Annotated in this window: 20 protein-coding genes; 3 read left to right on the top strand and 17 right to left on the bottom strand. The window is 65.6% G+C overall.

The window, feature by feature from the left end:
• Nucleotides 1–211 precede the first annotated feature (211 nt).
• The 3 genes from ACQPZA_RS23620 to ACQPZA_RS23630 form a co-directional block, all read right to left on the bottom strand.
• Complete coding sequence (locus tag ACQPZA_RS23620) at nt 212–1090, bottom strand: SDR family NAD(P)-dependent oxidoreductase (protein WP_433273844.1); 879 nt, start codon at nt 1088–1090, stop codon at nt 212–214.
• 287 nt (nt 1091–1377) lie between these two features.
• Nucleotides 1378–2322 carry a cyclase family protein gene (locus ACQPZA_RS23625; RefSeq protein ID WP_433273846.1) on the bottom strand — a complete coding sequence of 315 codons (945 nt, stop codon included), beginning with the start codon at nt 2320–2322 and terminating at the stop codon, nt 1378–1380.
• 103 nt (nt 2323–2425) lie between these two features.
• The gene (locus tag ACQPZA_RS23630; protein WP_433273848.1) at nt 2426–3721 is read right to left on the bottom strand and encodes an MFS transporter; all 1296 of its coding nucleotides are present in this window, start codon (nt 3719–3721) and stop codon (nt 2426–2428) included.
• A 64-nt stretch (nt 3722–3785) separates the two neighbouring features.
• On the opposite strand from ACQPZA_RS23630, the gene ACQPZA_RS23635 reads away from it, so the two are divergent.
• A complete protein-coding gene (locus ACQPZA_RS23635) occupies nt 3786–4205 on the top strand; it encodes an ArsR/SmtB family transcription factor (RefSeq protein ID WP_433273850.1) in 420 nt (139 codons plus the stop codon).
• Nucleotides 4206–4477: 272 nt separating this feature from the next.
• On the opposite strand, the gene ACQPZA_RS23640 is transcribed toward ACQPZA_RS23635, so the two are convergent.
• From ACQPZA_RS23640 to ACQPZA_RS23680, 9 genes are all read right to left on the bottom strand, one after another.
• A complete protein-coding gene (locus tag ACQPZA_RS23640; RefSeq protein WP_433273852.1) occupies nt 4478–5119 on the bottom strand; it encodes a TetR/AcrR family transcriptional regulator in 642 nt (213 codons plus the stop codon).
• A 373-nt stretch (nt 5120–5492) separates the two neighbouring features.
• The gene (locus tag ACQPZA_RS23645; RefSeq protein ID WP_433273854.1) at nt 5493–6824 is read right to left on the bottom strand and encodes an MFS transporter; all 1332 of its coding nucleotides are present in this window, start codon (nt 6822–6824) and stop codon (nt 5493–5495) included.
• An 83-nt stretch (nt 6825–6907) separates the two neighbouring features.
• Nucleotides 6908–7111, bottom strand: coding sequence for a hypothetical protein (locus tag ACQPZA_RS23650; RefSeq protein WP_433273856.1), 204 nt, complete (start codon nt 7109–7111; stop codon nt 6908–6910).
• 67 nt (nt 7112–7178) lie between these two features.
• Nucleotides 7179–8429, bottom strand: a complete 1251-nt coding sequence (locus ACQPZA_RS23655) for a Rieske 2Fe-2S domain-containing protein (RefSeq protein WP_433273858.1) — start codon at nt 8427–8429, stop codon at nt 7179–7181.
• Between the two features lie 148 nt (nt 8430–8577).
• Nucleotides 8578–8760, bottom strand: a complete 183-nt coding sequence (locus ACQPZA_RS23660; protein WP_433273860.1) for a hypothetical protein — start codon at nt 8758–8760, stop codon at nt 8578–8580.
• 91 nt (nt 8761–8851) lie between these two features.
• Nucleotides 8852–10255, bottom strand: a complete 1404-nt coding sequence (locus ACQPZA_RS23665) for an FAD-binding oxidoreductase (RefSeq protein ID WP_433273862.1) — start codon at nt 10253–10255, stop codon at nt 8852–8854.
• Between the two features lie 713 nt (nt 10256–10968).
• The gene (locus tag ACQPZA_RS23670) at nt 10969–11562 is read right to left on the bottom strand and encodes an HD domain-containing protein (RefSeq protein ID WP_433273864.1); all 594 of its coding nucleotides are present in this window, start codon (nt 11560–11562) and stop codon (nt 10969–10971) included.
• A 279-nt stretch (nt 11563–11841) separates the two neighbouring features.
• Entirely contained in the window at nt 11842–12252 is a 411-nt protein-coding gene (locus ACQPZA_RS23675; RefSeq protein ID WP_433273866.1) for a cupin domain-containing protein, read from the bottom strand.
• A 210-nt stretch (nt 12253–12462) separates the two neighbouring features.
• Nucleotides 12463–13404 (bottom strand): NADP-dependent oxidoreductase, encoded by a 942-nt coding sequence (locus tag ACQPZA_RS23680; RefSeq protein WP_433273868.1) that lies wholly within the window; start codon nt 13402–13404, stop codon nt 12463–12465.
• 595 nt (nt 13405–13999) lie between these two features.
• On the opposite strand from ACQPZA_RS23680, the gene ACQPZA_RS23685 reads away from it, so the two are divergent.
• Nucleotides 14000–14419: an ArsR/SmtB family transcription factor gene (locus ACQPZA_RS23685; protein ID WP_433273870.1), complete on the top strand. Its 420-nt coding sequence runs from the start codon at nt 14000–14002 to the stop codon at nt 14417–14419.
• 41 nt (nt 14420–14460) lie between these two features.
• On the opposite strand, the gene ACQPZA_RS23690 is transcribed toward ACQPZA_RS23685, so the two are convergent.
• Entirely contained in the window at nt 14461–14814 is a 354-nt protein-coding gene (locus ACQPZA_RS23690; protein ID WP_433273872.1) for a hypothetical protein, read from the bottom strand.
• A 632-nt stretch (nt 14815–15446) separates the two neighbouring features.
• On the opposite strand from ACQPZA_RS23690, the gene ACQPZA_RS23695 reads away from it, so the two are divergent.
• Nucleotides 15447–16424 carry a helix-turn-helix domain-containing protein gene (locus ACQPZA_RS23695; RefSeq protein ID WP_433282957.1) on the top strand — a complete coding sequence of 326 codons (978 nt, stop codon included), beginning with the start codon at nt 15447–15449 and terminating at the stop codon, nt 16422–16424.
• Nucleotides 16425–16903: 479 nt separating this feature from the next.
• Here ACQPZA_RS23695 and catC read toward each other — a convergent pair whose 3' ends face one another.
• From catC to ACQPZA_RS23715, 4 genes are read right to left on the bottom strand one after another with little or no spacing between them, the layout of a single operon-like run.
• Nucleotides 16904–17188 carry a muconolactone Delta-isomerase gene (gene catC, locus ACQPZA_RS23700; protein WP_433273874.1) on the bottom strand — a complete coding sequence of 95 codons (285 nt, stop codon included), beginning with the start codon at nt 17186–17188 and terminating at the stop codon, nt 16904–16906.
• A 29-nt stretch (nt 17189–17217) separates the two neighbouring features.
• A complete protein-coding gene (gene catA / locus ACQPZA_RS23705) occupies nt 17218–18072 on the bottom strand; it encodes a catechol 1,2-dioxygenase (RefSeq protein ID WP_433273876.1) in 855 nt (284 codons plus the stop codon).
• Nucleotides 18073–18125: 53 nt separating this feature from the next.
• The gene (locus ACQPZA_RS23710; protein WP_433273878.1) at nt 18126–19229 is read right to left on the bottom strand and encodes a mandelate racemase/muconate lactonizing enzyme family protein; all 1104 of its coding nucleotides are present in this window, start codon (nt 19227–19229) and stop codon (nt 18126–18128) included.
• Nucleotides 19230–19259: 30 nt separating this feature from the next.
• Complete coding sequence (locus ACQPZA_RS23715) at nt 19260–20312, bottom strand: NADH:ubiquinone reductase (Na(+)-transporting) subunit F (protein ID WP_433273880.1); 1053 nt, start codon at nt 20310–20312, stop codon at nt 19260–19262.
• Between the last annotated feature and the right edge of the window lie 16 nt (nt 20313–20328).

A 20328-nucleotide genomic window follows, 5' to 3' on the forward strand; every position in this document is an offset into this window, starting at 1 on the left:
CACTTGTGCCGGTTTCGACTGCGGCAGCGACTCCAGCGAGTCTGAACACTCACATTGATGTGAAGGTCAAGTGGCGGCGTGAGCACATGAGAATCGGAGAGCTCGCGGAGCGTACCGGCGTATACCCTCGGCTACCGCGCTACTACGAGGAGCAGCGGCTCACGCGGCGACGGTAGTGGCCGCGTCCCTCTGGGCGGTCGAACGTGGTGGGTCAGATGCTGCGGTGGTGGCGCACGGTGGCGTCGAGCTCAGATAGCCGGGGCGCGAGCGCTGCGTCGACGGCGAGTGGGTCACTGGCGTGTAGCCGTTGCATCGCTCGCCGGGTGGGCTGGCTGGTGTTGATTTCGTGCTCGGCGCGGCCGAGCGCGTCGAGTAGCTCGGTCACCACCTCTTCGACCGGGCGGCGGCCGAAACCGAGGTCCTCGCCCGCGGTCGAGCTGTCCATCATCGCAGTGGCCGTGGCCCCGGGATAGCTGGTGGCGACGTGCACGCCGGTGCCGTAAAGCTCCCGGCGCAGCGCGTGACCAAACGCGGCCAGGCCCGTCTTGGTCGCCGCGTAGGTGGCGTAGAAGGGCAAGGGGACCAGTGCGGCGCCGCTGGAGATACCCAGCACGATGCTGCCGCGCCGCCGGCCGGGGCCGCCCATGCCGGCCGAGCGCTCGGGTTGGGCGGCCGCGCGTAGATCGGGCAGCAAGGCGCGAGTGAGCAGGATCGGCGCGGTCAAGTTGAGATCCACCATCGCACGCACGTCCGCGACATCGCAGTCTTCGAGCCGGCCGGCGCTCACGTTCCCGGCATTGTTGATCAACAGATCGACCCTGTGCAGAACCGTGCGCGCTGTGTCGGCAACCTTCTCCGCGGCGCCCACGGCGGTGATGTCGACGTCCAGCACTTCCGCTGCGCCGCCGGCCCGCGCCACCGCCGAGGCGGTCTCCCGCAACGCCTGCTCACGGCGCCCCACCAACAGCAACCGGGCGCCGCGCCGGCCGAACTGTTCGGCCAGCGCGCGGCCGATCCCACTTCCCGCCCCGGTGATCACCCCAGAGCGGTTGGTCATGTCAACAGGCGGCGGTGTCTCGGTCTGGGTCACGTGCTCTCCTTCAGCATCGTGCGGGCCCGTTCAGTTCTGGTCGCAGCCCGGGGAAATCTACGTCAGCTAGTTGCCAGCCACGGCCACGACTTGTGGCGTCATCGACCTCACCGTCGAATTCTTGCCGGCGGTCGGGCTGGCATCGTCTTCGTGGGACCTTGTTCGTGAACTCGGTTGACAACACCGAGCAGGAACGCGCTGGAATCCCCAGCGGACGCCTTGAGACAGCGTGCGTTATCCGATCTCGACGCGTTCGCTTTGACCTCATTCAGGGGCGCTCCCGCGGGTCAGAAGACGGCGACTGGATTGACGGCGTCTGATGTTGCGCCGACCATCCGCCACGGCAACAGCGAGAGCAGGAACTCCCATTTGTTCTTCGCCTGGCACGTCTGCGCGAGCTCGTCCAAGGCTGCGTTGTCGAGAAGCCAGAGCCCCATCGCCACCAGGCTGACGGTATGGATGGGCATACGGAAGTCGAAGGTACGCGACTCGGCTGGGCTGACCTCCGGCTGACCGTCCACGCCGAGCAGTGCGACGTCTCGTTCACGGAGGAACGGCAGCGTCGCTGCACTGAGCCCGGCGGCATGGCCCGCGGGATGCCGCCCCTCGGCCGCCTCTCGGGCGTAATTCCCGGTATAGACGAACAGGGCGTCTCCTGCACCCACGATGACGCCCTGGCGCCTCTCGGCGGCCTTGAGCTCGTCAGGGCTAACGGCGTGCCCGGGCTCGAGCCATGGCAGACCGAGCAGGGCGGGAATATCTAGCAGAACACCACGGGTAATGATTCCCCCAGAAGCGTGGTGGACGGACAGCCGGGTAGAGCCGCCCACGGTGCGAACTTCAGAGGCATCGAAGCCGTTGTAGCTCTTACCGTCCCACGAGAAATGGCCCAGGCCATCCAGGTGAGTGACCGTTCCGTGAGCGATTATTCCCACATACTCGCGCACCGCGTCAAAACGTCCGGACTGGCCGAAAATGGCCTCGATCTCGTTGAGTTGCATGTAGCGTTGAATCAGCGTTCCATGTTCACGCGGATCTGAGCTTTGCGGATCCAGGTTGCACGACAACGATACCGCGGTTCCGTCCCGCACGGTGCGCGCCGCGGCAATCCGCACATCTTTGGTGATCAGGTTCAGCGTCCCAAGGCGGTCATCGTCGCCCCAGCGTCCCCAGTTCGACAAGTTCTTTAGATACCCAAGGATATCTTCGTCCCAAGTTTTATCTGACATCATTACTCCTCCTTGGTTGAGTTCGTCTGGTAGACGTCTTGTTCCTTCGTATTCGCGTGACGCAGGAGAGCCTGCGTAGTCGGATACAACTAGCTCGACGGGCAATTCATCCGTCCTCGACGTCAATTTGTGCGGCGGTGTACTTCCCACGACGCATCAGGATGACCGGTAGGACCAGGCAGACCGTGGCCACGAGACCGGCAAAGTACCGCACGGCCGGTAGCAGGCCGATCACGGTGGCGAAGAATCCCACGCCGATCACCGGCAGACCGATACCAAGATAATTGATCACCCAAAAGCTGGACACGACCTCAGCATGGTGCCGCGCGGGCGCGGCCTCGTTGAATGCGGTGAGTCCGCTCAGGAAGGTCAGACCATGGCCGCCACCAACGAGCGCGGTCGCAACGACCAGCACGAACAGGGACGATACTTGACCCGCGACGGCGATTAATGCCAGCCCGACCGCCAGGAGCGGCAGCCCGGTGAGTTGCAGGTTGCGCACCGGTTTGCCGTACCCAGCAAACTGCGCGAGGACGGAGAAGATAACGAACAGTCCCACGGCGGCACCACCGATCAGCAGGTTGGCACTGCCCGATAGTGTCGTGATGTAGGCGGGAATGAAAGTAAGGAACAGGCCGACTACGGTGAAGGCCAGGAAGCTGGACGTCCCACTGGACGCGAGCACCGACCGAGCCGCTTCAGGTATCTGAGGGCGCCGGGGCCGCCACCGAATGCTCGGCCGCCGCCCTGCCGGCAGGATGGCTACAGCGGCAGCGACCGGTGCCAGCAGCACGATGTGGGCCATGTAAGGCAGCACAGCTGGAGCGGGAGCGTACTGAGCGAGCGCCCCGGCCAACAGCGGCCCGAGCCCCAGCCCACCCATCGATGCCACGGTCGATACCAGTGTGGCCTTGCGCCGGTTACCGCTTGGCTCGAGTTCAGTCAACACCGCCGTCATCGGGCCAACGGCGGCCCCCAACGCAAGGCCCTGCAGGACCCGACCGGCGAAGAGCCACCACGTCTGACTGGCGAACGCGAATACCAGGGAACCCGCCGCCGCTACTCCCAGCGCGGGTAACAGCAGCCGACGACGGCCGATCACGTCTGACAAGGGCCCCAATATCAACAAGGAAGGAATCAGCACCGCCACGTACGCGGCGAAGATCAGGGTGACCACCAGCGGAGAGAACCCGAACCTTGCCTGGTAGTCCCGATACAACGGGGTCGACAGGTTAGAGCCGGTGTTCAAGATCACCAGGCTGTATGCGATCAACCAGAACCGCCACCGTCCGGTGGAGTCGTGCACCTGCCTGGCACGCGGTAAATCGGAGATCGGTAAACCGTCCCGGCCGCCACCTGATAGGCGGCCCTCAGTGGCGGCGTGGAAGCGGCTGAGCAACATCAGCTCCCTTAGCTCGCATATGTTCGGATGTCCCGAACATAGCACATGTTCGGACGGTACGAACATGCTGAGCTACCATGACCGTGTGGCAAGCCGAACAGCAATCGACCTCGTGCATCCCGATCGAGGGGAACTGGTCCTCGCCCGCGTCTTGGGAGCGCTCGGCGATCCGGGGCGCCTGGGTGTCGTCGCTCGCCTGGCAGACGCCGAACCCGACGGCGAGCTGGCGTGCGGAACCATCACCACACCGGTGAGTAAGTCCACACAGAGCGCCTATTTCAAGATCCTCCGAGAAGCCGGAGTGATACATCAGCGAGACCAGGGAACCCGACGCCTGAACCGGCTGCGCCGAGACGACCTCGACGCTCGCTTCCCCGGCCTACTCGACCTCGCCATCGCCCATGGACGCGACGTGATCGCCGGATGGACATACCAGCCACACCCGACCGAAAGAACCGACCCGAACCACGACAGCCAAGAATGACGAAGTTGACCCCCGAGCGCATGGTCGTCAACGCCCCTGAAGAACTGTTGGCGCGTGTCCGACCCGACCTGGTCCGCCCGGAAACCGCGCCGCGCTCACAACGGGGCGAACATCAATGGCTCTGCTGCGCAGCTCTTCGGCCCGCCGGCCCCGCTCGGCATAGCCGAACTCCGGCTCGTCCACCCACCACCTGACCCGGGCGGCGCGAAGCGCCTGCCCACCTCGCTGCGGGCAGCGGATCTGCTACGGCGCACCGAGCCGGTGTGGAGCTGTCACTGCTGCACGGCGATCCCCGGCCACAGCACGGCGACAACCTGCTCGGCAAGGCCGTTGCTGTCGTGCTCGGCTCGGAGGAACGCCCCGAAGTAGCTGCCGAAGCACAGGGTGGCGATGGTGTGCCGATCGATGTCGGCCCGCACCTCGCCGCGCTTCTGCAGGTCGGCGAGCACGCCCTCGAGGAGGCCCAGCCTGGGCTCGACGGCGTGCTCGAAGACGATCGCGAGCAGCTCCGGCGTCCGAATCGTCTCGCCCATGAGGTTGCCCATGAGGACCATCGCGTCCGGGTTGAAGTGATATGGGTTCAGCCGGCGGACGGCCTCGATCAACGCCTCGGGCGCCGAGAGCTCCTCGAGCCTCAGGTCGGTATCGGTGTCCCGTTGGACACCGAACCCGAAGTCGATCGCCCTGATGGTGAGCGCAAGCTTGCCCGGCCAGCGCCGGTAGATCGTCGGCCGAGACACGCCGGCATCGGCGGCGATGTCCCCGATGGTCATCTTCGAGTAGCCGTCGAGGACCAGCCTCCGACGCGTGGCCTTGACGATCGCTTCGTCGAGCGCAGGATCCAGCTGCCGACCACGGCGTGAGACGACCGCCGCTTCGCCAGCCTCCGTGTCCGCCTCGCGTGAGTCCATCATGACCTATTCCCTGCCGGTGCCGCGAGAACGAGCGTGATAACCGGATCAGCTACGTGTCGGCGGCGAACCACGCTGAAGTCGAGCGGGAAGGCGCCGGTGCCAGCAGTAGCTGTTTCAATGCCGGGCAAGGTGAGCGGCACAAGCATCCTTTCACGGCGAGAAGACAACTTACCGAAGTCTTCAGCGCGGTGCACAGCAGTCAGGCCGGGACCGTTCCTGACTCCCCCACGGCCACCATTTGTCGCGAGGCCACCGAACTCGCCGTTCGACTCGGAAGGACGATGGGGCGGGCGAGCGGGAGCACCGCTCGCCCCCCAACGGGTCACGTGACGGTCGCCATGGGGACCAGCAGCTAGATCTCAGATCGATCGGCTCAGGCCACCGCGGGCAGTACGGCCTGATCGCGGTTCTCCTTTGATGCCTTACCGAGCAGGCTCATGGAGACGAAGCTGATCACGCACACCGCGACAGAGTATCCGGCGACGGCCATCCACGTGCCCGTCGCGGTTAGCAGGGCTTGTGCGATGAACGGCGCGAACCCGCCGCCTAGAATCGCTGCGACCTGGTAGCTCAGTGATACCCCGGTGTACCGCACCTTGACGCTGAAGGCGGCGGCAAGGAGCGCAGCGAACGGCGCGTACGCCGCGGCGTTGAAAGCATTGCCGAGAAGGCGCACGGCGAGGATCGCCGCGAAGGATCCAGTATTGACGATCAGGTACGTTGGGAAGGCAAGTAGAGCCAACCCGGCGACCCCGACGAAAAAAACCGTTCGGTTGCCGATCCAGTCGGCCAGATAGCCAGCAATGAATGTCATTCCAGCGTTAACCGCCGAACCGATGACAGTTATAAGGAGCATCGACGGTGCCGACACTCCGGCCTTCGCCGTGGCATAGGACAGCAGGAACACCTGGCCAATATAGAAGTCCGTGCTCGTCACAATCGTCGCACCGATGGTCAGCGCGACAGTGCGAGGGTACTTGGTCAAAACCTGGAGAAGGGGCGCCTTCCCCGCCTTCTTACTCTTGGCTGCGAACTCCGGACTTTCCGTCACGCCCGAACGCACAAAGACGGCAATGGCCACGACCACGATGCTGAGCAAGAACGGGACTCGCCAGCCCCATGCGAGAAGCGCCTGCCCATCCAGCGCGCCTTGGAGTACGAAGAATACTGCCGCCGAGATGAGATAGGCGGCGGGGACGGCTGCCTGAGGGAAGGAGCCGTAGAAAGTGCGGCGGTGCGGCGGGGCGTGTTCAACGGCCAGAAGTGCAGCGCCTCCCCACTCGCCCCCGACGGCGAAGCCCTGGAGCAGCCGAAGTAGCACGAGGAGCGAAGGCGCCCAGATCCCGATCGCTGCGTAGGACGGCAGGAGCCCGATCGCGACGGTTGCGCCTCCCATGAGTAGGACCGTCGCTACAAGCATCGGCCGGCGTCCGTACCTGTCACCGAAATGCCCAATGATCAGCGCACCAAGTGGGCGCATAAGGAATCCTGCACCGAAGGCAGCGAATGCGATAAGCGTGCCCGTCGCCGGATCGCTGTTCGGGAAGAAGACGTGCGAGAAGATCAGTGCGGCGGCAGTGCCATAGATGAAGAAGTCGTACCATTCTACCGTCGGGCCGAGCGTCGCGGCTGCAAGTACCCGCGCGCTGCTCACCTTCTTCTGAGCCAAAGTCGGATCTTTCGCCTCTGCCGAAGCTTCAATCATTACCGTGCCCCCTAGGTGCGGTGGAATTCGCGCCGAGCGCGGAAGCATTGCTTCCCGCTTCCACGCGGGAAACCGTCGACCTGTCACGACCTCAGCGATGGACGCGGTGTCGGGATCTCCTGGTGAGTCTCCACTCGATGCTGCAACCATTGCTCGCGCAGCCGTTCGAGCTTTTCGTGGGCGTCGAGAGCGTACCCGCTCTCAGCGACACAGCCGGCCAGTTCCGGGTATTCGAGGCGGACGACCCACTCGCCGCTTTCAGATTCGCGAGTGGACACGTCCAGCATGTAAGGAATGGACAATGCGCGTTCGAGGGCACCGCCTGCAGCGGTGCATTCGGCGTCTTGCCTGATCTCAGACACCGGCAGCCAGCGCGGGATCGGCCGTCGGCGCCTCGGTGCCGTCACGGAGCCCTTGTGTCGCGGTAAGCCAGTCGGCGCCTACCGGCAGCACAACCCCGCCGGAGCGCTGCCGGTAAACATCGGGCTCATTGACCCCCGGCGGGAGATCGCCGCTATCGACAAATGCGCGCAGAGCTCGCAAGATCCTACGCCGGACGCGGATGACCATGACGTCGGAGCTTCCAAGATGTTCATGGCGGCGGTCTAAGATGGCTCCCATGCTCTCATTGATCGCCCGGTCCTCAAGGGGGACACCTTCGAGACCTGTGAAACTGCGCCCGTTGCGTTGGGCTTCCCGGTCGATTTCATAGTCATTGTCGAGCGAACGACTGGAGCGGAATCGGCCGTACCAATCGGTTGTGTTTGGAAGGAGCTTGAGCCCATCGTAAGTGCTGTCGCCGATCGCGAGATCGCTCGCCACCTCCCCCGCGGAGGCCAGGTAGACCAATGTATGCTCGTCGTCGAGGGGGACACGTGCAGTGACAGTTTTGGTGGTCCCGAGAAGCCCGGTGGGGATCATCGTGTAGAACGGGAACAAGTAGTGGGCGATGCGCCAGTAGAGCTCTTGATCGTTGCCAGCGGGTCGATAAGCGCCGTAGGACGCGCCGAATTCGGTGTCGACCACTTTATACCTCGGAGCCCTGTCCTCCAGCATGTGGCGAAGGAAGGTGCCCGCAGGCGCAACTTCGTTCTTCAGATGCCCGGTATGCAGAAATCCGAAGTGGCTTGTGTCGATGTCGCCCTCAAGAGCCTGGAGCCAGTTGCAATTGAGCTGGAAGACGTGCACGGACCTTGTCTCGCTCGGCGCCTCGTCGAAGAACTCCAACGCAGGTAACGGCGGCGGCTCAGCTTGGGAGCCGAGGTATGCCCACACGAGCCCACCCCGCTCGATAACCGGCACGGACTTGGCTCGAATCTTGTCCTTGTAATTGCTCTCGGCTGGCTCGTTCGGCATGTCGAGGCACCGCCCCGAGACATCGAACTTCCAACCGTGGTAGACGCATCTCAGACCGCCGTCCTCGTTGCGTCCGAAGAACAACGAAGCGCCACGGTGGGGACACTGCGCAGACAGCATCCCCACCGACCCGGAGCTGTCGCGGAACGCGATGAAACGTTCGCCCAGAAGGAGAACCCGCACCGGGTCACAATCAGGCGCAGGCAACTCGGTGGACACCAGCGCGGGCATCCAGTATTCGCGCATCATTGACCCCATCGGCGTCCCTGGCCCGACCCTTGTGAGTTGCTCGTTGTCACTCAAGCTAAGCATCGCTTCTCCTCGATTTCGAAGCGCGCCGCGTACACGGACGCGCGGACGGCACCCCTGGGCCGGCCCAGGGGCAGGAACACAAACATCATTCACGTTTCATTGATTCACGAGACTCGACGCGGGCGGCGAGCGGCTCAACCGCGAGATACGCCGCGCCCGGCGCCGAAACGCCCGAAGCACCACGTAAGCCGTGATACACATCGACTCGATCAACAACGTCGCGTAACGCATAACAGACGAGGCGGCTGCGATGGATCGGCTGCGACACCGGCCACGCCTGGCTCTACTGGCGAGCGCTGGTGCCGGACATGATCGATGGATTGATCACGTCCGGCGTCGCTCGGTCGGCGAGTGCCTGATCAGGCGGCCGGCGCCACGTTGTGGTTGATCCGGAACATGTTGGCCGGGTCGTAGGTCTTCTTGATGGCTGCCAGGCGCTCGTAGCGCTCCGCGCCGTAGATCGCGGCGGCGTCGGTCGCCTCGTCCGGTGCGAGGTTGTTCACCAGCCGCCGGTCGCCCTGCCAGGGCTGCATGCCGTCGAGCAGTGCGGCGACCGATTCCTTGAGCTGCGGCTCCTCCGGCAGTGGACCCGCCGCGACGCCCAAGAGGCTGTAGGGCAGGCCCCTGGTGGCCACGGCGTTGGGCACTGTCGGCTCCCGGTCCCATGCCCCGCCCAGGGCGCGCAGTTCGGCGATCGCCAGGGTGGTGTCGGAGTCCGGGCCGACGAGCTCGACCAGCTTGTCCTGCGCTTCGGTGGGGAACTCGCGCAGCATGATGCCGCGTTCGTAGTAGGGCACCGGTTCGGTCGGCTCGTTGTGGATGGACGCGGTCTCGGTGTAGGGCATGTCCCGCACGGTGTCCAGGACTGCGGGAGCCACCGTGCGCAGCGGCGCGATCAGCCGCTCGCCGTCCTCGGCGGTGCCGTTGTAGGCGAACCGCAATGTCACCACGAACGTCCCGCGCAGTGGTTCCGGTACTTCGGGCACCGGTGGCTGGCGTAGCACGGCGAACGAGGAGACCATGGTCTCCGGGGTGCCCGGGTACCACGCGGTCCACGCTCGAAGCACGTCGGCCATCCGCTCGCCGGGGAAGTAGATGCCGCCCCCGTAGAGGTAGGGCACCGGGAACAAATCCAGTTCCAGCGCGGTGACCACACCGAAGTTGCCCTTGCCCCCGCGCAGCGCCCAGAACAGATCGGGTTCGGACCGACCGTCGACGTGCCGCAGCTCGCCGTCCGCGGTCACCACCTCCAGCGATCGCACATGGTCGGCGGCGTAGCCCTGGGAGCGACCGAGGGTCGGGCTGAGTCCGCCGCCCAGGGTGTAGCCGGCGACTCCCACCGTGGGATTGGACCCGTTCAGCGGGGCCAGTCCGGCCTTGGCCGCCTCCGGGATGACATCGGACCACATCACTCCGGCGCCGACCCGGGCCGTGCGGGCGACCGGGTCGATAACCACCTCATTCATCCGACGGGTCGCGATCACGACGGCACCGTGCGCGGTGCCGACCATCTGGTGGCCGGTCGTCTTCACCAGGACCGGCCGGTGCTGCCCCGCCCCGAAAGCCACGGCCGCCTGGACGTCGGCCACGCTCTCCGCCACCACGATCACCGCGGGCGCCAACTCGTGATTCAGGTTGAACACCGCACACTCGTCGTCATATCCCGGATCGCCCGGCAGCAGAACCGAACCTGCCACCGCCGCCCCGAGAGCCGCGGCATCCTCCCTCAGGACCGGAGGCAGGGACGAATCATAGAAACTCATTGACATACATCCTGTTACTAGTGGGGGTGGGACCAGAATACGTCAGAAACCTGCCGCGGGCTCAGTAGCCGCTACCCAGAATCTGGTGGACTGGTGATCGCAGACATGAACCCGAATGCCGCGACCGAGTTGTACCCTTCGGGGCCGCTTCGCCGACCGCAACCCGATGCGACTGCCGGTAGTCAGCCAGACCGTGAAGACTCGGATCTTGCGTTCCCAGCGGGGCACGGCCGCCACGTGGTAGCGGCGACGCACGAATGCCATGTCGGCAGCCCGTCGATGACGATGCGCTGGTATCCCGACGTAACTTCTACTCCACCGAGCCGGAGAGAAGGGGTCTTGACATCCTCGTCGGGTAGTCGGCCGTTGCGCAGATCCTCGCTGTCGAAGGTACTGACGGAACGGACGAACGATTTTCTAGTGCAACCATGAGGCTGCAATCGCCTTCCGGTCGGCGGCTCGGACCATCGTGGAGAAACCCGTTCTCGATGAACGGCGGCAGAACTTTCAGCAGATCCTTCTCGGTCATGTGTAGCAGCAGGAGGTTCATCTCTTTGCGCCGGACGTAGCTGTGCGGCACGTCATCCGTTGACTTCGCAAACTCTCGGCGGTGCGCATGCAATATGAGCCGTTCGAAAATACGACCATGGTCGTCCGATCCATCAGCTCGCCGAGCATATCCGGGCATCCGATGGAATCGGTCGTTGAGGGGATTAATCGTGTCGGTCGCTTTCGAGGGGGTTGGCAGCGACCAGCCCGGCCATGTCCCTCTTGCCGACCGATACGGCGCAGGCGCTGTCCGGCTTGCGCCTCGCCTGGTCCTCGAAGTTCGCCAGTATCTCCGCACCGAATCCCAGCCAGGGATAGCGGGCGAGCATCTCCGCCCTCGTGTCCGGCGGGAACTCCTCCGGGCGGCGTCCGACGACCTCCCAGCTGGTGGCGACCTGCAGCAGGTGGGACTCGGGGTCGGCGGCTGCGGATACGTCTTCGCGCATGTGCAGCACGATGATCTCCCCGACCTTGGCGGCCCGCTCCTCGGGCCAGCCTGCAGCCGTGCCGAAGGTCCAGGCCAGATGTCCTCCTGCGACCTCGAACGGAAGCTTGTAGTTGTCGAACGCCTCCGTCAGCCCGATGTCGTGGAGCAGCGCCGAGACGTAGAACAGCTCGTCGTCGAAGGCGATCCCGTGTGCTGTGCCGTACATCGCCCCCCAGAGGTAGGAGCGGATGGAGTGGTTGAGCAGCGTCGGCGAGTGGAAACGAGTGGCCACGGACAGGGCGGCCGCGGCGGCGGGAGTCTCAGGAAACATGGTCAGCCTTTCATATGGTCGTCAATTGTTGATGTGGCAGCCACATCTGATTTTCTTGACAAGCTGGCAGATGGTCCCGATCAGCGCATCACGTCACGCACGCAGGCATCACCTACGCCAGGCGATGGGCAAGCGTCTACGTCCTCTTGGATCAGTCGTCTGATCAGGGCGCGGCATGATCGCGTGAATTGACACGGACACCGAGAAGAAACGTCGGAAGCACCGTCAGCTCCGTACGCGCTGGCCGATCGCAGTAGCGCGTGACGAGCGGATGGTCGATCATGCGACCCCTGTGATGATCCGGTGACTATGCGTCGGCGCAGGAATGCGTTGGCTCGCTTTGGTCGCGAGCTCCTCATCGGAGACCATCGTGATCATCTCGACTTCGGGCGCGCACAGCATGACCACGACGAAGCGGCTCGTCCTGTCTGCAAGCAGGTTTGCGACGGTGTAGTGGATGACATCGCCACCCGGTTCCCAGAACGCCTCGCCCGCCTTGATCGGATACGGCGCCTCACCCTCGAGCTCGAACAGCATCTCCCCCTCGAGCATGTAGCCGAAAACGGGGCCGGAGTGACGGTGCGGACCCAGGCCCGGGTCTCCCGGGGGCAGCTCGAGGAGCCGGACCATCGCGGAAGAACCCTGCGTGATGAACGGCGGCACGACTTCCAGCAGATCTTCCTGGCTCATGGTGGTAAAAGTGGACATTATACTCTCCTTTTGTGATGCTTCTCGCCTTGGCGAGGCTTTCATCGAGTTCGCCAACTCCGTTAGCGACCAATCGCAGCGGTGGTTCATCAATACGAAGGAGGTCGGCGAGATCACTATGTTCACTTCCTAGGGTGCCGAGCATGCCCGGACACCCGTCAAACGGTCGCCAGAGGTTCGACCACCCACCGGTCAGTCCCGGACGACCAGCACGGTCTTGCCTGGGCGCGACCTCCGGAAGGCGCCGCTCTCATAAGCGGCTCGGCCCTCGGACAGGGGAAACGTCGCGGCGACGCTGACCTTCAGCGTGCCGGTGTCGATCATGTCGGTGACCCGGGCCAGGCCGTTTCGCCCCGCCGTCACGATGAAGAACAGCGCCGTGACGCCGTACTTGTCGGCCAGCTCCTGCGAGGGAGGCTCCTGGAGGGTGATCAGGTGCCCGCCACGGCGGAGTGCCGCGAACAGGGCTTCTGGTACGTCCCGGCCCACGGCGTCGATCACGACATCGAAGACGCCCGTCAGCGCGTCGAGCGACTCCTGGTCGGTGTTGATCACGCGCTCGGCGCCGAGGGCGAGGACGTATTCCACGTCAGGGGCGTGCGCGGTGGACGTGACGTCGGCCCCCAGCGCGGTCGCCAGCTGGGTGACGGCGGCGCCGACACCGCCGGCGCCGCCGTGCACCAGCACACGCTGGCCCGGTTGCATTGCCGCATAGTCGACCAGGGCCTGCCATGCGGTCAGCGCCGGGAGCACGGCAGCCGCCGCGACGACGTGCGACACCGTGGACAGCCGGGCGCTCACGCTCGTAGCCGGCACGCTGACGTACTCCGCCGCGGCGCCGTCCCGGTCGAACGGGACCAGCCCGTACACCTCGTCACCGACCGACAATCCGGTGACGCCGTCGCCGATCTCGGCCACGACCCCGGAGAACTCGTGGGACGGGATGATGGGAGTGCGGTCGACGCCGTCGGAGGCCCACGTCTCGGGCCAGGTCAGCTCGTCGAACGTGATCGCCGCCGCGTGAACCTCGACCAGCACCTCGCCGTCCCTCACGGTCGGCCGTGGCGCGGGTTCGTACGCCAGGACCTCGGGACCACCCTCGGTGTGCGCCCGCAGCGCCATCATGCAGCCCATGGGGAATCAGCGCTCCTCGTGTCGTTGATTGCCGTCACGATTGCCGTCCTGAGCAGTCATGATGCTTCTCTCCGGAAGCGTCGGACAGCATGTGGAGGGTGTCTCCGCGGCAGCCTGACCGTGCTGTACCCAGGTGCCACCGCCGTGACAAGCGGGGCCGAGCCGCTCGTGCAGCCCAGCCCCACCCCCTCGGACCAGGGATCAAGCGTCGACGCGCCGGTGATCGGTCCGCCCAGCCCGGTTCGCGTCTGCCTGACCGATCTTGCCTACCGCGAATTGACGTGGGTCCACTGGAAGGGCAATTTTGCTGCTTAGTAGGCCTTCTCTGACTCCCGGCGAGGGAAGCCTCCCCACTAGTCAGCACCGAAGCTCTCCCTGCGCACCTTGCCGTTGCCGTGGCGCGGCAACGCGTCGACGTGCTCGAGCCGGGTCGGCAAGTACCACTTGGTGATGCCCTGGTCTGCGAGGTACTTGCGCAGCTGGTCGAGGATGATCGGCGGCTCGGTGGCCGGGACGATTGACTGAGCAACATCAACTCCCTAGCTCGCACATGTTCGTATGTCCCGAACATAGCACATGTTCGGACGGTACGAACATGCTGAGCTACCATGACCGTGTGGCAAGCCGAACAGCAATCGACCTCGTGCATCCCGATCGAGGGGAACTGGTCCTCGCCCGCGTCTTGGGAGCGCTCGGCGATCCGGTGCGCCTGGGTGTCGTCGCTCGCCTGGCAGACGCCGAACCCGACGGCGAACTGGCGTGCGGAACCATCACCACACCGGTGAGCAAGTCCACACAGAGCGCCTATTTCAAGATCCTCCGAGAAGCCGGAGTGATACATCAGCGAGACCAGGGAACCCGACGCCTGAACCGGCTGCGCCGAGACGACCTCGACGCTCGCTTCCCCGGCCTACTCGACCTCGCCATCGCCCATGGACGCGACGTGATCGCCGGATGGACATACCAGCCACAACCCACCGAAAGAACCGACCCGAACCACGACAGCCAAGAATGACGAAGTTGACCCCCGAGCGCATCCTGGGTTTGAGGGCGGATTCAAACGATCATCGCAGATTGCGTGATCATGATGGCATTGCTTCCGTGAAGACGTCGGCGGCTGTGCGCCAGCCGAGGCACTTGCGGGGTCGGTGGTTGAGGCGGTTCTACGGCGCGTAGATCGCTCAGGGTGTGGATCGACAGGTCGGTGGGCTTGGGGACGTATGGCGCAGCAGGCTGTTCTCGTTGCTGCCGCGCTGCCACGGGCTTCCCGGGTGAGCGAAGAAGACACCCGTCACGCAGCAGTGGTGCGATCTGGTGGTGGTAGGCCAGTTCGGAACCCTGATCACAGGTCAGCGTGAGCCGCATCGGCTCGGGTAGCTGGCTCAACGCGGCGGCCAGGGCGTCGCGCACGACTTCGGCGCTGCGGTTGGTCGGCGGTGCACCAACAGCAGATAGCGGCTCGCCCGATCGACCAAGGGGCTGATCGCGAATCGGTTGCCGGCGTCGACAATCAGGTCACTCTCCCAGTCCGCGCAGCGGTCCCGGTCCCGGTGGCGGGCGGCGGGCGGCGGGCGGCCGGTGGTCGGTGGTCGGTGGTCGATCAACACGGATGGGGCGAGGAACCGGGCACGCCGCCCTCCGCCCGACGACGCCGCTTGCGCAGTGGCCGCCCGGTGCGCAACCGGCGGATGAGTTGCCGACTCAAGCCACCCTCGCCCTGGTAGAGGGCCTGCTAGTGCGTTGACCATGGACGTTCACCGGGTTGGCGACACGTCGGGCAGCGTCCCTGGCCGGCGGGGCGGTTGATCCCACTCTGGGGGCCGACATCGAGTCAGTGGCGGGAGTGGAGCTCGGATGGCAGAACCGGTCAGAGAGACGGTTGACCGACGAGGAAGGTCGTCGGCGGACTCAGATCGTGCGCCGCGGGCGCGGAAACCCGATCCGAGTCCGCCGGGCGACGATCATCATGGCCTCGTCCTCCGGGACGCCGGTGCCCGCGATCGCTCGCCTCGTCGCGGCGGACGAGGACACCCGTGCGGGGCGTGATCCACGCGTTCAACGAGCGGGGGCTGGCCGCCCTGGACCCTCAGTGGGCGGGAGGCCGTCACCTCCTATTCAGTGACGACGACATCGCGTTCATCGTCACGACGGCCACTACCCGACCCGGAGCGCTGGATTGCCCCTTCACACGCTGGAGCATCCGCAAGTTGGTCGCGCACCTGAGCCGCTGCCACGAACGACGGATCGTGCTCAGCTGCGAACGGCTGCGGCTCATCCTGCGTGAGGCCGGGGTGTCGTTCCAGCGGACCCGCACGTGGAAGGAGTCCACGGACCCGGACAAGGACACGAAGCCGGACCGGATCGAGGAGGTGACCAGCCGGTTTCTCCACCGGTGCTTCGCGTTCGACCAGTTCGGGCCGCTGTCGATCCGCCCGTGTCACGGCTCCACTTGGGCACCGGAGTCGAAACCGAGCCGGCTACGCGCGACCTATACCCGCACGCACGGGCTCCGCTACTTCCACGGCTGCTACAGCCTGGGCGATGACCAACTCTGGGGTGTGACCCGCCGTCGCAAAGGCGGCGATCACACCCTGGCCGCCCTCACGTCCATCCGGGCCGCCCGCCCGGAGGGCGCACCCATCTACGTGATCATGGACTTCCTCTCGGCGCAAGACACCGAAGGTTCGGGCATGGGTCGCCCGCAACAAGGTCGAGCTGTGCTTCACCCCGACCTACGCCTCCTGGGCCAACCCGATCGAGGCCCAGTTCGGGCCACTGCGCACCTTCGTCGTGGGGGCCTCGAACCACCCCAACCACCCGGTCCTGGCTCGGCGGCTACAGGCCTACCTGCGCTGGCGCAACGCCAATGCCCGCCGCGCCGATGTCCTCGCCGCGCAACGCAGAGAACGCGCCCGTGTCCGCAGGGAACGCCAGCAACGCTGGGGGCCGCCCCCGAGCCGCCGCATGATCAAAGCCCGCGAACGTATGTGGTCAACGCACTAGACATCATGGACCAGTGAGTTCGTAGTCCGGTCAGAGGGACTAGACCACCCGTGCTCACCAGTCGGCAACAAGAGATCGCAGCCTTGATCGGGGTGCCAATCACGATCTGCCGACCCGGCTCTATTAGAACATCGACGTGATTTCCCGGCAGATGTTTTGCGCCGTAGGCCGGCGGACATCCGGACGAGGACTGAACCCGCCGCGAGCACGAGCCGGTCGATTCGTAGAGCCTCGGCCGGATCACGATGTCGTCGAGTGAGTCGATCAACGTGACCTGCAGGTCTGCCCCTTCGAGCCCAGACGTGCGGGCCAACCTCTTGATGCCGGGCCGCGGCCCACACCCGCGAAATCTCCGCCGATAATAAGGTCAAGACGTCCAGATTCACACCCTCACTCGTGAGTCGTGGCGACTCGGATGCAGAGTCGCCACGACCCAGCCCATTGACCCGGCGAAGCCGTCGAATCCGCCTAGCGGAGAGCTGTGGTGCTCTGAGATTCAGCCCGCGTGGATATCGGAGGGATGTTTCGCCATTGGTGTGACAGTGATCGTCATGTACGGGAACAACGGGAGTCCCCAGAGGATCTCATGCAGTTCGTCGTTGTCGACCACGTCGAAGATACTGAGATTCGAGTACATCCCGACCACGCGCCAGATGTAGAGCCACTTGCCGGAACGTTGCAGCTCCTGGCTGTAGGCCCTTTCTCTGGCGAGTAGGTCAACACGATCGGCGGGGATGAGGTCGGACGGGATGGCAACGTCCATCCGTACGGCGTACAGCACCGCTTCTCCTTGTTTCGTCCGTTCCTGTGTCAGACGCGGGCGAGGACGAAGTCGTAGGAGACCTCGTTGCCGTTGCCATCCGCGGCTGGCTTCGGGTGGAGCATGAGCTCCGGCTTTACCGCCGAGGCCACGTCGTTGGAGATGTACTCACCACCCGCGAAATAAAGCTGGGTGGTGAGAAGCTGGTGTCCCGCGGCTACGATCTTGAAGTGCAGGTGCGCCGGCCGCCAGGCGTGCCAGCCGGCGGCGGCGATGAGCTGACCGGTCGCACCGTCGTGCGGGATCTGGTACGGCGCGGGCTGGATGGTGCGGATCGCGACGGTGCCGTCGGCGTCGGCGATCACGGTCCCGCGCAGGTTCCACTCCGGGATCCCGGGAGCGAACTGGCCGTAGAAGCCGGCGTCGTCGGCCTGCCAGACCTCGACCTGCGCTCCGGGCAGCGACGCGCCGTCCGTGCTGCGCACCTGCGCCCGGAACAACAGCGGTGTGCCCGTCTCGTCGGCGCGCATGGGCAGCGTGACCTCCCCGTCGGCCCGCGGCGCACCGGGGACGTAGAAGGGACCCTCGATCGTCCCCTTGCTGCCCGGCCGATCCGCGTTGACGACCTCCTCGACCGCGTGCTCGATGAACACGTCGAGGAACAGCGGCCACTCGCCGTCCTGGCCGACCTTGATCAGCCATGCCTTGAGGGCGTCGTACTCGGAGTAGGTGAGCTCGTGGCGGCGGATCACGTCGTGGATCGCGGCGAGCACTTCGGTCGCCAGTTCGGCGACGCGCTCCTGGTTGGTTCCGGACGTCGGAGCCTTTGCCTTCTCCTGGAAGACCTTCGTGGCGTTGGCGCCGGTCTCGGCGGCGGTGGCATCCAACTCGGTTGCCTGCGTCATCGTGTGCCTCAATTTCCGTGGTGGGTGGGTCCTTCGCACGTCAAGTCGGCCGGCTAGCCGTCCTGGCGGTAGTGCGCGAGCTTGTCCTCGTCGATCTCGATGGCCAGACCGGCGCCTTCACGGACGTGGAGGGTGCCGCCGGTGATCTGCAACGGCTCGGAGAGCAGGTCGTCGGACATGTCGAGGAAGTTGGAGAGCTCGGCGGGCCGGCGGGACGTGAGTTCGAACGCCGCGCCGAACGCCGCGCTGCACAGCGACCCGATCTGCCCGTCGATCTGGTTGCCCATCACGACCTCGACGCCGAGCCCCTCGCACAGGTGCAGTACGCGCTGGGAGTAGGTGAAACCGGTGCGCGCGGTCTTGATGCTCACCCCGTTGGCCGCGCCGGCGAGCAGCTCCCGCGTGACCTCGCCGGGCCGGGAGACGCTCTCGTCAGCGAAGATCGGGATCCGGCTCTGCGACACCAGCCAGCGCCTGCCGAGCACGTCGTCGGCGGGGCAGAGCTCCTCGGCGAAGGTGAGATCGAGGTCTTCCATGGCGCGCAGCGCCCGTGCCGACTCCGACGGTGTCCAGCCACGGTTGCCGTCGATGTAGAGCTCGACGCCGTCGCCGAGCCCGGCGCGCAGCGCCTTGCACACCTCGATGTCCAGCTCGATCGGGCGCCTGCCGACCTTCACCTTGAAGGTGGTGATGCCGTACAGACCGCGGATCCGCTCGGCCTCGGCCACCATCTCCCCCGGCGGAGCGAACCCCACCATGTGCGAGACCCGCATCCGATCGGTGTAGCCGCCGATCAAGTCGGTCACCGAGACCCCGAGCGACTGCCCGATCAGGTCCCAGACCGCCATGTCGAGGGCCGACTTCGCCGTCGGGTTCCCGACGGTGCGGTTGAGCCTCGTGTGCATGACCTCGCGTTCCAGCGGGGACAGGCCGATGATCTGCGGCGCGAAGATGCCGTCGACGACGGCACGAATCGAGGCCTGCGTCTCGCCGTAGGTGAACGGGCGCGGGGGTGCCTCCGCGATGCCGACGAGACCGGAGTCGGTGTGCACCCGCACGAGTACGTGCTCGGCCGCCGTCACCTCACCGCTGGCGAACCGCAGCGGCTTGCGATACGGGATGGCGAACGGGATCGCCTCCACCTTACTGATCTTCAAAGGGTCTCCCCCGGCCTGATGAATCCGCGCTCAGCGGCGGATGAGTGGACTGCGGACGACGTGGGCGCCCGCTGCGCGGTCGGCGGAGTCGAAGAAGTCCTCGCGGTAGATGTCGCGCGGGAACAGCCGTGCCTTCATCAGGGCTTTCATGGTGTCGGTGACCATGTCGGGGCTGCCGCAGATGTAGGCGACGTGGCCCGAGGCCCTCGGGTAGTCCTCGGCGAGCAGTTCGGGCACTCGCCCGGTCCTGCCCTCCCAGTCGTCGCGCGAGAGGGCGGGTCGGTAGCTGAACCAGTCATGCTCTGCCGCCAGTGCCTCGAACCACTCGCGGTCGTAGAGGTCGTCCTTGGTGCCCACGCCGTGGTACAGCACGACCTCGTGTTCGGCACCGGTGGCCGCGATGTGCGCGACGATCGACTTCAGCGGCGCGAGCCCGGTACCGCTGCCGAGCAACAGGATCGGCTGGGTCCGCATCGGACGGAACGAGAACCGTCCGTAGGGCCCCGACAGCGAGACCGCATCACCGACTGCCAGCTCCTTGAACGCCCACCCGTCGGTCGCCAGCCCGTTGGGAGACCGCTTCAGGTGCAGCTCGATACGCGTGGCATCAGCCGGAGTGCTGGCGACCGAGTAGGGCCGCTGCACACCGCCCGGCACGTTGAGCAGCACGTACTGGCCTGGGTTGAACCCCAGCGGCGTGTCCAGCCGGATGACGAGTCTGCGGACGTCCGGGGCGACCTCCTCGAGCGTCTCGACGACGCCCGAGTGGTCCCGTACCGGATGGACCTCGACCCCCTCGTCAGCATCGACCTCGCCTTCGATGACCACGTCGCTGCGCGGCCTCGCGACACAGATCAGTGCGCAGCCCTCGTCCCGCTCGCTGTCGAGCAGCGCGTAGGGCGAGGCGTCCCCGAGGTCGACGTCACCGTCGAGCACCTGCGCCTTGCAGGTGCCGCACGTGCCGTGCGTGCACGCGTGCGGCAGCCAGATCCCCTCACGCAGGCAGGCGTCCAGAACCGTCTGGTCGCTCCGGCAGAAGATTTCGGTGCCGAGCGGTTCCACGCGAACCGTGTATGTCGTCACAGCCCTGCTCCTCGGT

It is taken from the genome of Pseudonocardia xinjiangensis, from assembly GCF_050948425.1.
Taxonomy (GTDB): Bacteria; Actinomycetota; Actinomycetes; order Mycobacteriales; family Pseudonocardiaceae; genus Pseudonocardia; species Pseudonocardia xinjiangensis.